Raw genomic sequence first — 11538 nt, 5'->3', positions numbered from 1 at the left:
CGATCACCGATCGCCTTCGAGAACGCCCTCCAACACACACCAACTACGCTGGCACCAGCCGCATAACTCGTGTCCAGGATTCGGGGTCAAGGCCCAAGGCCGGGTAGTTAACGTTTTCGCAGGTCACACAAGCCCGTTGAAAAAATATTTTACGTGGAGCGACGGAGCTCGTTGGTACAGGCAGTCGTCCAAGACATCTTGTATCCGAGGAGCTCCGTTGCCGTTTCATCATGTCCTGTCGGCCCGGGTGGTGGCCATCACCCGTACGGTCACGGTGGCCGCGGGCCGGTTCGCGCCTGGTCATCTGGGGGAGCTGACAGCCGTTGTGCCGTTCGAGCTGGTCGACGCGGTCTTGTCGGAGACGCGGTCGGTGCAGCGGCGGCTGCGGGATCTCCCGTCGCGGGTGGGGGTCTACTTCCTGCTGGCGATGTGTCTGTTCCCCGAGGTCGGCTACCGGCTGGTCTGGGACAAGCTGACCGCTGGCCTGGCCGGGATGCCGGTGGTCTGTCCGACGCCGAAGGCTCTGCGTGATCTGCGCCGCCGGCTGGGATACGCGCCGGTCAGGGCGCTGTTCGAGGTACTCGCCGGGCCACTGGCCCAGCCGATGACGCCGGGGGTGCGGTTCGGTCCGTTTCGGACGGTGTCGTTCGACGGCTGCAGTTCGCAGAAGGTCGCCGACTCCGAGCGGAACAGGGTCTGGCTGGGGCGGACGTCTCATCACGGCTATCCGACAATGGAGTTGATGACGCTGGTCGAGACGGGGACCAGGGCGCTTATCGGCGCGGTGTTCGGACCGCCCGCCGGCGGCGAGACCGGTTACGCCTCACGGCTGTTGCATCTGCTGCGGCCGGACATGCTGGTCCTATGGGACAAGGGTTTCGACGGCAATGGCTTTCTCGCCGCCGTGAGGGCGACCGACGCCCAGGTACTGGGCCGGCTCCGCGCCAACCGTCGTGCCCCGGTCCTGACACGTCTGGCCGACGGTTCGTACCTGTCGGTGATCGGCACCGAGAAAGTACGTGTCATCGACGCGAACATCACGGTGACCTGCGCGGACGGCACCGTCTTCACCGGTTCCTACCGCCTGGTCACCACCCTGACCGACGCCCGGCGTTACCCGGCGGCCACGCTGGCCGGCCTCTACCACCAGCGGTGGGAGCACGAATCGGCGTACTACGCGCTCCGCCACACCATCATGGACGGGCGCGTCCTGCGCTCGGGCGACCCGGCCGGTGTCGAGCAGGAAATGTGGGCTCTGCTCACGCTCTACCAGGCCCTGCGGATTGTGATGGTCGAGGCCGCCGAGTCTCAGCCCGGCACCGACCCGGACCGCTGTTGCTTCACCGTCGCCGTCCAGACCGCCCGTGATCAGGTCGTCCAGGCCACCGGCGTCCTCCCCACCGACCCCGCGGCCGTCCATCGCGCCGGACTGATCGTGGACCGGATCCTGACCCGTCTCCTCCCACCCCGGCGGCAGCGGGTCAGCACCCGCAAGGTCAAGTCACCGATGTCCCGCTACAGCACCCGCCACGACGACGGCAGGCCCGATACCAGCCGCACCATCACCGGTCTCGACATCAGCGTCCTCGAGCCCTGCGAAACGCACCCCCAGCTCCCCGCCGTCTCGCGCGACGACCGGCACACCGCCCCCGCCGATCGCCGCCGCCACCGGATCCTGGCGCTGCTCGAAGAAGACCCCACCCGCCTCTGGCGCCCCCGCGACATCGCCTCCCACTTCGGCGACATCACCATGGAAACCATGTATCGACAGCTCTCCAGATGGGCCGAGACCGGCCTCATCCACAAGCTCGGCCCCGGGCTCTACGCCGCCACGACATGGTCACCAACGCCCCTTGCTTGACCTGCGAAAACGTTAACTACCCGGCCTTGGGTCAAGGCCCCCATGGTCGCCGCCCGCTGCTGCCCTGTCTCCAAGTCGTTCTACGAACGCAAGCGAGCCGAAGGCAAGACTCACAAGCAGGCCGTCATCGCCCTCGCGCGCCGCCGCCTGAACGTTCTCTGGGCCCTGATACGTGACGGCCGAACCTTTCAGATCACCGCGCCACCCAGCCCCGTCCCACTGGGCTGACACCCTCACAACGAGTCATCAACTGACCTTGACAACCACATTGGGAATCAGTAGGACGCTCCGAGTTCATGTTCGGCCCGCTGCCGCAGCTGCTTTTTGTCCGGCTTGCCGACATCGGTCAGGGGCAGCACGTGGAGGAAGTTGATGGCGGCCGGTTCGTACATCGCGCCACGCTGGTCGCGGACCAGGTTACGCAGCTGCTGTTCGTCGATTCCGCTGCCGGGAACCGGGACGACGGCGGCGTGCACTCGCTCCATGCGATCGGCGTCACGGACACCGAAGACGGCGCTTTGCAGGACGTGCGGGTGGGAGTTGAGGGTGTTCTCCAGCTCGGTGGTGTACACATGGCCGCCGACCACAACGATCATGTCCTTGAGCCGGTCGACGACCGTCAAGTAGCCTTCGGTGTCGAGGAATCCGATGTCGCCGGTATGCAGCCAGCCGTGCCGAAGCACCTCGGCGGTCAGCTCGGGCTGCTTCCAGTACTCCTTCATGAGTGTGGCGGAGCGAACGCAGATCTCGCCGTGTTCGCCCGTTGGCAGGTCACGCCCGGCCTCGTCACGGATCGCCACCTCGACCCCGGGCAGCACCTTTCCCGCCGAGCGCAGCCGGTCCGGTCGCTGCGGATCGTGGTCCTCGGGCGTGAGTGCGCTGATTCCACCCGCCTCGTTCTGGCCGTAGAACTGGAGCAGTACAGGGCCGAAGCGTCGTATGGCGTCGGCTATGCGGGCGGGCGAGGACGGGCAGCCCCCGTACGCGATGCTGCGCAGCGTGGAGGTGTCACGGACGTCCGAATCCGGGTGGTCCATCAGCTGGTAGAGCAGGGGCGGTAGGAGGAAGAGGTGACTGATGCGCTGTTTTTCGATGGCGCGGAGAACGTCAGCGGGGTCGAACTCGTCGAGCAGGACGACGCGGCCGCCGGCTCGGAGAACGGCGTCAGTGATCATTCCGGCGGTGTGGGCGAGGGTGGTGGACACCAGCAGTCGGGGCGGCTCCTCCGCGGGGTCGGCCGTGAACGGTCGCACCTGCTCATAAGTGGTGCAGATGCCCTTGGGGTGGCCGGTGGTGCCGCCCGTGTGGCGGATGGTGCACACATCGTGCGGCCGAGCCCGGCTCTGCAGCGGCTTGGGGGAGTGCTCGGCCGCCAGCTCCAGCAGGTCCGTTCCCACCTTCGTGGGGCCGAGCACGAGAACGGTCGGAACCGGGGTCGACTCGGCTATCTCCATGGCCCGTTGCAGGCAGCGGGGATCGACGATCAGGGCACGGGTCTCGACATCGCGGACTATGGCGGCCTGGGACTGGGCCGAGAGCTTGTTGTAAAGGTGATTGACCCGGCAGCCGATCAGGTTGGCCGCGTAGCGCGCCGCGACCGTCTCCGGCAGATTGCCGCACAGCAGCGTGACGGTGTCTGCGCGGTCGATGCCCTGGGCGCGCAGCGCCCGTGCCATCCGGTAGACGAGATCGCGGAACTCACCTGCGGTGACCCGGCGCTCCTGGTGCAAAAGGATTTCGCGCCCAGAGTCGCTCGCTAACGCGGCGAGGTTCTCCTCGACGTATGTGCGGAAGGTCTGGGTGGCTGTTGACATGCTCGATTCCTCCTGGCGGGCGACACGCGGTCCAGCGAGCCGCCGCGGCATGGATTTGGTTGTTAACCGACGGGTTGGCCGGTGGCCAGGTCCCACACCCGCCCCGTCTCTTCGTTGCTGCCGGTGACGGCGGCCGGGCGGTTGTTCGCCATCGCTGTTGCCACCGCGGCGTGGTGACCTTGGAAGTCCGCTACCGCCGGTGGGACGGTGTGGTTGAGTCGGCCCCTCTCGGGGCGGCGAGGATCCTTGGCCCCGCATCGGGCTGCACGGCGGGCGTTGGAGCCGAAGCGCGGTACCCCGATCGCCACCCGGTTCTTGGCGTTGCCGTGGAAGAGGCGGATGCGGGCCGGGTGAGGATCAGGGACCGAGCAGCGGAGGGCGTCGCCCTACGTCGGCAATCGTTGGGCACTACAGACCGAGCGCACTATCTCCGGTCTCGCGGCGTGCTGCTTCGCTGAGCATGTCTTGCTCACGTGCGCGTTGTGTGAGCAGCCACGGCGTCGATGATTGCGGGCCAGAGTTCTCGTGGTCGGTCGTGGCCCATGTCGGCGAGCAGGATCAGTTCCGCGCCGGGCACGAGTTCGGCTGTTCGCTTCCCTCCGCTCGGGTCGATGAGGGTGTCGTCGAGGCCGTGGATCACGAGGGTCGGGACGGTGAGGGAGGTCAGTGCTTCGGCGCGCGATCCTCCGAGGATCATCGCTCCGAGCTGACGGCCTGTGCCCGCTGGGTAGTACGCGCGGTCGTAGCTACGGGCGGCGAGTTCTCGGATGCCGTCGATATCGGTGTAACGCAGGGACGCCCAGATGGCTTCTTTCTCGGATGCGTTGATGTATCCGGCACGGTCTGCGGGCTTGGGGCTGAACAGCACCTGCTGGGCTGCGGGACTGGGTTGTCCGTATTCGGACTCGCCGGTGGAGGACATCATCGAGGTCAGGGTGAGGCACCGCTCAGGGTGGGTGATCGCCATGGTCTGAGCGATCATCCCGCCCATCGACGAACCGAAAATGTGGGCGCGAGTTATCCCCATGGCGGTGAGCAGGCCCAGGCCGTCGTCGGCCATGTCCTGCAGCGTGTAGGGGATCATCGCTTGAGCAGCGGGGATTTCGCCGGCGCTCACTGCCTCGATGAACCGCGTCATGTCGACCGCATGGGCGTCGAACTTGGTGGACAGGCCGCTGTCGCGGTTGTCGTAGCGGATCACGTAGCGCCCTCGCGCGGCGAGCATGTGACAGAAATCCTCGTGCCAGGAGATCATCTGGGCTCCGAAGCCCATGACCAGCAGGACGGGCGGATCGGCAGCCTCGCCGAAGGTGTCGTAGGCGATGGAAGCCCCGGAAGGGACGTCGGCGATGGGCATGGTCAGTCCTCGTGAACGTGGCGTTGGTCGCGGCGCCCCTGCGGATGGGGGCGTTTGATCTTTACGTCGTCCAAGCAGGTCGTGGTGGTTCTCAGATGCTTGAACGGGATCTTCTCGGATGTCAGATAGTCGATTGCCATGACTTCGGCCGCTACTGCGGCGAGGTCGTCGGCCTCGACAGCGGTGTCCGCGTCGGCTTCGATGCGACAGCGGAACGTGAATCTGGTCAGGGTCGGTGTATACGTGAAGGTTCCGCCCTCGGTGAAGGCCGCGAACTGCAGGTCATGTTCGTGCTGGTCGTCGAGCAGTCGTGTGCGGAGCGGCTGTTCGAGCTCGTCGAACCGGCCTGTCACCTGAGCTCTGTATGTTCTTACCGTCATGTATGCCATACCTCGGTGAGTTGCTGTGTGGCTGCATTGTTCGTTCTGCTGCCTGGTTGCGGGATGGAAGTGAACGGCGCGGACGCCTGCGCTGTGCGCTGATCTCCGGGTGTGTGATACGGCCTGCGTCCGTTCGCGGTGGCCGACAACCACCATCCCGTGTGTCCGGCGGAGCGTCTCGGTCACTGCCCTTGGCCGTTGAAGAACGGTGGCATCGTGAATCCCAACCCACTCCCAGCAGACCCAGGGCAGTTGCCATCGAGGCGATCTCCTGATGCTGTCGCCGGCCAGGTGCGTGAGTGCGAAGCCACCGGAGCCGGCCGTGGCCATCGCCTCGCCGAGGAACATCAGTCGGCGACCGAGTCGAAGCTGACGGTAGCCATCAAGATCTCCGACTGTGTCAGGCTCAGGCGGAGCGGGCCTCGGTCAGTTCCTTCGGCTGCGGCTGGCCGGAGGAGCCGGCCGGGGCGAGCGGCCGGGCGCGGCCGAGCAGCACGGCGACCAGGACGGCGGTGGCGGCGAGCGCGCCCGCGCCGCTTAGCACGGCGACGTGTATGCCGTCGAGGAAGGCGCCGTCCACCGCCGCCTGGACCGGCCCGGGCAGCGCGGGCACCGTACCGGCGGACCCGTAGGACGCGCCCGCCGGGGCGTCCGCGATCGAGCCGAGAGCCTCCGGCGGGACACCGAGGCCGCGCAGAGCGGAGGTCAGCGAGTCGCTCATCCGGTTGGTCAGGACGGCGCCGAGCACGGCGATCCCGAGTACGCCACCGAGCTCGCGCAGGGTGTTGATGGTTGCCGAGGCCATCCCCATCTGCGCCGGGGAGACCCGCTGCATCACTCCGATCGACACCGGAGTGAAGGTCATGCCCATCCCCAGGCCCATCGCGAACAGCGTCCACACGTAGGCCACGTAGTGGGCGTTGTCGCCGTACAGCGACAGGCCCCCGAGGCCCACCGCGCACAGTGCCAGGCCGAGCACCAGCGGCAGCCGCGGACCGTACACGGCGGTCAGCCGGCCGGCCAGTGGTGCGGCGATCACCAGCATCGCGGTCATCGGCAGCCCCGCGTAGCCCGCCGCGGCCGGGGACCAGCCGAGCACGCCCTGCATCATCAGCGGTAGGAAGAACGATGCGCCGAACATCCCGAAACTGACCATGAACCCGCTGAGCATCGCGCCGACGAGCGGGCCGTCACAGAACAGCCTCAGCTCCAGCATCGGCTCGGCGAGACGCAGTTCGAGCAGCAGGAAGGCGACCAGCAGCACAGCGGCCGCGGCTCCGCAGCCCAGCACCCAGGTGTCGGTCCAGCCCCGGGAGGGGCCCTCGATCAGCGCGTAGACCAGCAGGGCCAGGCCGGCGGCGGACAGCGCGAGGCCGGCCAGGTCGATCCGGCGCGGTCGCGCGGCGATGTCCGGCAGGACGCGGGCGGCCAGCAGCAGTCCGGCCACACCGATCGGCACGTTGATCCAGAACACACTGGCCCAGCCGAGGTGTTCGACCATCGGGCCGCCGACCACCGGGCCGACCGACAGACCGAGCGCGGAGACCCCGGACCAGGTGCCGATCGCCTTGGCGCGCTCGCGCTCGTCGGTGAAGACGTGCCGCAGCAGGGTGAGGCTGCCGGGGGTGAGCAGCGCGGCCCCGACGCCCTGGAGCATCCGGGCGCCGACCAGCACGCCGATCGACCCGGCCAGGGCGGCCACCGCGGAGCCGACCGTGAACAGGCCGAGGCCGAGCCGGAACACCCGGGTGCGTCCGTAGCGGTCGCCGAGCGCGCCACCAGTCAGCACGAGGGCGGCGTAGACCAGACTGTAACCCTCGACGACCCACTGCAGGTCACTGATCCCTGCGTCCAAGTCCTGCCCGATGCGGGGCAGGGCGTTGTTGACGATGACATTGTCCAGCATGGACATGAACATGGTGACGCAGAGCGTGAGCAACGCGAGCCGCTTGCGGCGTGCACTCAACTCCTCCATGGATTTCCTCCCGAGTCGAGGCCCCTAACGACGTTAGGGGCGGGTTCGGCAGTCACAGAGTGCACCGAACAGTGTTAGATTGCAAATGGGATTCCCGGTATCCCCCACGACACCGCTGGGAGGCGTCCACACAGCCATGCCGGAGAACGACACCACCGCACCGGCGAACAATGCCGAAACACCCGCCGTGACCAAGGAAGCCCTCGCCCAGGCGGCACTACGCGTACTGGAACGGGACGGCCTTGCCGGGCTGTCGATGCGCAAGGTTGCCGCCGAGGTCGGCGTCAAGGCGGCCTCGCTGTACTGGCACGTCCGCAACAAGGAGGAATTGCTCGACCTGCTCAGCGACGCCATCATGGCCTCGGCCGAGCCGCCGCCCCGCGAGGGCGACTGGCGGGCCCAGCTGAGCGGCTACTGCTGGCGCTACCGTCGGCTGCTGAACGACAACCGCGATGCCGTCAAGATCATCGCTGGCCGCTTCGCCCCGGGTCCGCACCAGTTCCAGCTGCTCGAGGACCAGCTGGACCGGCTGCGCGCAGCCGGATTCTCCGATGAGCACGCCGCCCTGGCCTCCTACCTGCTCAGCTCCTTCGTCCAGGGCTTCGTGCTGCAGGAGCAGTCGCCGATGTCGGCCGCGCACTCGGACGGCGCCAGCCGCCTGGACGTTGTCACCGAGGTCCGGGACCGCTTCCGCGCCCTGCCTGTCGGCGTCTTCCCCAACCTGGTCGAATTGGCCAGGGACCTTACCGAGCCGAACTTCGACGCCCGCTTCGAGTTCTGCGTCGAGCGCATCCTGGACGGCCTGGCGGCCCTACTGCCACAGGACCGGCACTGACGACTCTGACGGCGGGGAAGCTCGCCCGGCACCCGACCGCACGTTCCCAAAGGGGGCATCGATGCCGAGCCGCATCCCCGCAACGCGCCAGTCGGTGACGAGCGTTCTGCCAAGCATGAGTTCGCTCGACATGCCACCGCCGGGTGGGTCTGTCAAACGAACGGTGTAACTCAGGTTGTTGGAGTTACTGACGTGCTGCGGAAAGCCGGCCGTCGAAGGTGATGTCGAAGGCGTTCAGCGCGGTCTTCCAGCGCATGGTCCAGCGGGCCTGGCCCTTGCCGGTGGGGTCGAGCGACATGATCGCCATGTAGACGCACTTCAACGCGGCCTGCTCGTTGGGGAAGTGGCCGCGGGCCTTGACCGCCCGGCGAATCCTGGCGTTGACGGACTCGATCGCGTTGGTGGTGCAGACGATGCGGCGGATCTCGGTGTCGAAGCGGAGGAACGGGGTGAACTCCTCCCACGCGTTCTCCCAGAGCCGCACAATCGCTGGATACTTCCGGCCCCAGGCGTCGGCGAACTCGGCGAAGCGCTCCAGGGCGGCCTCCTCGGTCGCCGCGGTGTAGACGGGCTTGAGGACGCGGGCGATCTTGTCCCAGTCCTGGCGGGCGGCATAGCGGAAGGAGTTCCTCAGCAGGTGGACCACGCAGGTCTGGACGGTCGTGCGGGGCCAGACGGCCTCGACCGCGTCGGGCAGGCCCTTGAGCCCGTCGCAGACCAGCATGAGAACGTCGTTCACACCGCGGTTCTTGATCTCGGTGAGGATATGCATCCAGTGCTTGGCGCCCTCGCCACCGTCGCCGGCCCACAGCCCGAGGATGTCCCGCCGCCCCTCGGTCGTGACCGCAAGGGCCACGTAAGTGGGCCGGTTGGCAACCGCCCCGTCGCGGACCTTGGTTCCGTCGATGATCTTGTGATCCGGACGGTTGAGCGGTTCGTGCCGACCGTTCGCAATCATGCATCGCGTGCTCTCGTGATGTGCTCTTGGAGCTGTTTCCTTACCTGTCCGCGTTGCTCATCGAGGAGGTCGAGCGACGGCCGGACAAGGTGGTGTTGAGGACGCGGGTGCGGGCGGCGAGCGGGTCCTGTCGGTGCGGTCAAAGCTCCGCTCGGGTGCACGGCCGGTACGTACGCAAGCTGCGTGACGTCGCCGTGGGCGGGCTCGGCGTGGTGATCGAGTTACACATACGCCGGTTCCGCTGCGAGAACGCTGCCTGCACGGCAGTGACGTTCGCCGAACAGATCGTGGGACTGACGACCCCGCACAGTCGGCAGACCCCGCAATTGCGCGGGGTGCTGACGCGGATCGGACTGGCCCTGGCCGGCCGGGCAGGAGCCCGTCTGGCCTCCGCAGTCGGCATCACCGTGGGCAAGGACACGCTGCTGCGGCTGGTCAGAGCCCTGCCCGAACCGGAGGTCGGCGAGGTGGAGGTCCTCGGCGTTGACGACTTCGCCTTCCGCAAGGGCCGTCACTACGGCACGGTGCTGATCGACATGGCCACCCACCGTCCACTGCATCTCTACGAGGGGCGCGAGGGCGAAGACCTCGCCGCATGGCTCCGCGACCACCCCGAGGTAAAGGTGATCTGCCGGGACCGGTCCAGCGGTTACGCGGAGGGCGCACGCATCGGAGCGCCGCAGGCCGAGCAGGTCGCTGATCGCTATCATCTGTGGGCCAATCTCGGCCAGGCGGTCGAGAAGACAGTGAACGTTCATCGCTCTCGTCTGGCCGAACCGCCTCCACAACCCGCAGACACCCCCGACGAACCGCAGGTAGTCCGGCTGCCGACAGAGCTGAAAATCGTGACTCGGCTCCGTGAACAACATGCTGCCGCCCACGAGTTGTGGCAGCAGGGGATGTCGAAGGCGGGGATCGGCCGGAAACTCGGACTGCACCAGGCCACCGTCCGCAAACTGATTAACGCCCCCTCCGCGGACGACGTCGTCGCCAAAAGCCTGCAGCGGGCGCACGTCGTCGACCCGTATGTCGGCTACCTGCACCGGCGCTGGAACGATGGCGTCAGAAACGCCACCCAGCTTTACCGCGAAATTCAGGAACAGGGCTACCCTGGAGGCGAGTTGGCCGTCCAACGTCATCTGCGGCAGTACCGCACCGGGCGCGGACACGCACCCGATCCGGGGCCGAAGCCTCCGTCGGTCCGCGAGGTCACCTCATGGATCATGACTCACCCCGACCACCTGCGGGACGAGGTCGCCGGCAAGCTTCACCGGCTGCGTGAACGCGATCCCGAGCTGAACCGGCTCACTCTTCACGTCAGGAAGTTCGCCGTCATGATGACCGCACGCCACGGCGACCGCCTCGAGGACTGGATCACCGAGGTCGAACGAGACTCCCTCGCCCCACTCGCGGGCTTCGCCCGCAACCTCCGCCGCGACTTCGACGCCGTCCGCAACGGCCTGACTCTGCCCTACAGTTCTGGCGCCGTCGAAGGCAACATCAACCGGCTGAAGATGCTGAAGCGCCAGATGTTCGGCCGGGCCAGCCTCGACCTCCTTCGCAAACGCGTCCTGCTCGCACGATGAGCCCGGGCCACCTGGATCACAAGATCGTCGACAGAACCCGGACCTTCACGTGGATGGCGTCAATGAAGACCACCGGGTAGACGGCATCGAGGGGCCGGTTCTGCCATTCGGCCATGCCCTCGAGGACCTTGTCGGTGATCGTGGAGATCGTCTGGCGGGACACGTCGGCGCCGTAGACCTCGGCCAGGTGGGCCTGGACCTCGCCGGTCGTCAGGCCCTTCGCCGCGAGCGAGATCACCATCTCGTCCACGCCGGACAGACGCTTCTGCCGCTTCTTGACGATCCTCGGCTCGAAAGATCCGTCGCGGTCACGGGGCACGGATATCTTCACCGGGCCGACGTCTGTGAGCACGGTCTTGCCACGGGTGCCGTTGCGGGAGTTCCCTCCGTTCTTCCCGGCAGGACCGTGCTTGTCATAGCCGAGGTGGTCAGTGATCTCGCCCTCGAGAGCCGACTCCAGCAGCCGCTTGGTCAGCTGCTGGAGCAGCCCGCCCTCGCCGGTCAGCTGCAAGCCCTCGGCCTGAGCCCGGCCCACCAGCTCGTCAATCAGCCGGTCATCCACAGACTTCGACGGCACCGCCTCAGACGGCTCGACAGTCTCGACCTCGGTCACGTCGCTGGTCATCGATGCATCTTCCATGATCGGGAGTTACACCGAACGTTTTACAGTCCCGGAGCAGTTGGTGGCTGTCGGTTACGGCGTGGGGTGGCGGAGCTGTTCGATGATCGCTGCGTAGCTGTTGTTGCCGTGTCCCTTGTCCACTGCCCGTTC

At 67.1% G+C, this 11538-nt stretch carries 7 protein-coding genes and 3 pseudogenes; 4 read left to right on the top strand and 6 right to left on the bottom strand.

The genetic code is table 11. The annotated features are described in order from the left end of the window. Positions 1-217: 217 nt before the first annotated feature. Both ACIRJP_RS40790 and ACIRJP_RS40785 read left to right on the top strand, forming a co-directional pair. The gene (locus tag ACIRJP_RS40790) at positions 218-1861 is read left to right on the top strand and encodes an IS4 family transposase (protein WP_404186038.1); all 1644 of its coding nucleotides are present in this window, start codon (positions 218-220) and stop codon (positions 1859-1861) included. Between the two features lie 78 nt (positions 1862-1939). Next, positions 1940-2089 (top strand): annotated as a pseudogene (locus tag ACIRJP_RS40785) (IS110 family transposase); the annotation flags it as partial. A 47-nt stretch (positions 2090-2136) separates the two neighbouring features. Here the strand turns inward: ACIRJP_RS40785 and ACIRJP_RS40780 are convergent. The 4 genes from ACIRJP_RS40780 to ACIRJP_RS40765 all read right to left on the bottom strand — a co-directional run bounded on the left by ACIRJP_RS40780 (position 2137) and on the right by ACIRJP_RS40765 (position 7387). Further along, the gene (locus tag ACIRJP_RS40780; protein WP_404186036.1) at positions 2137-3675 is read right to left on the bottom strand and encodes an AMP-binding protein; all 1539 of its coding nucleotides are present in this window, start codon (positions 3673-3675) and stop codon (positions 2137-2139) included. A 469-nt stretch (positions 3676-4144) separates the two neighbouring features. Continuing rightward, positions 4145-5032: an alpha/beta fold hydrolase gene (locus ACIRJP_RS40775; RefSeq protein ID WP_404186034.1), complete on the bottom strand. Its 888-nt coding sequence runs from the start codon at positions 5030-5032 to the stop codon at positions 4145-4147. Between the two features lie 2 nt (positions 5033-5034). Continuing rightward, positions 5035-5760: a DUF6204 family protein gene (locus ACIRJP_RS40770; protein WP_404186032.1), complete on the bottom strand. Its 726-nt coding sequence runs from the start codon at positions 5758-5760 to the stop codon at positions 5035-5037. Positions 5761-5818: 58 nt separating this feature from the next. Continuing rightward, the gene (locus tag ACIRJP_RS40765) at positions 5819-7387 is read right to left on the bottom strand and encodes an MFS transporter (protein WP_404186030.1); all 1569 of its coding nucleotides are present in this window, start codon (positions 7385-7387) and stop codon (positions 5819-5821) included. A 136-nt stretch (positions 7388-7523) separates the two neighbouring features. On the opposite strand from ACIRJP_RS40765, the gene ACIRJP_RS40760 reads away from it, so the two are divergent. Then, a complete protein-coding gene (locus ACIRJP_RS40760; protein ID WP_404186028.1) occupies positions 7524-8222 on the top strand; it encodes a TetR/AcrR family transcriptional regulator in 699 nt (232 codons plus the stop codon). A gap of 184 nt (positions 8223-8406) precedes the next feature. Here ACIRJP_RS40760 and ACIRJP_RS40755 read toward each other — a convergent pair. Beyond that, positions 8407-9117, bottom strand: a pseudogene (locus ACIRJP_RS40755) (IS256 family transposase); the annotation flags it as partial. 83 nt (positions 9118-9200) lie between these two features. Between ACIRJP_RS40755 and ACIRJP_RS40750 the strand changes: the two are divergent. Beyond that, entirely contained in the window at positions 9201-10766 is a 1566-nt protein-coding gene (locus ACIRJP_RS40750) for an ISL3 family transposase (RefSeq protein WP_404186026.1), read from the top strand. Between the two features lie 37 nt (positions 10767-10803). Here ACIRJP_RS40750 and ACIRJP_RS40745 read toward each other — a convergent pair. Further along, positions 10804-11391: pseudogene (locus ACIRJP_RS40745) on the bottom strand (transposase); the annotation flags it as partial. Positions 11392-11538: the final 147 nt, after the last annotated feature.

It is taken from the genome of Streptomyces sp. NPDC102437 (genome assembly GCF_044765565.1).
Lineage (GTDB): Bacteria > Actinomycetota > Actinomycetes > Streptomycetales > Streptomycetaceae > Streptomyces.
Note: the sequence above shows the minus strand (reverse complement) of the source record. Positions and strands in the feature narration are given on the sequence as shown.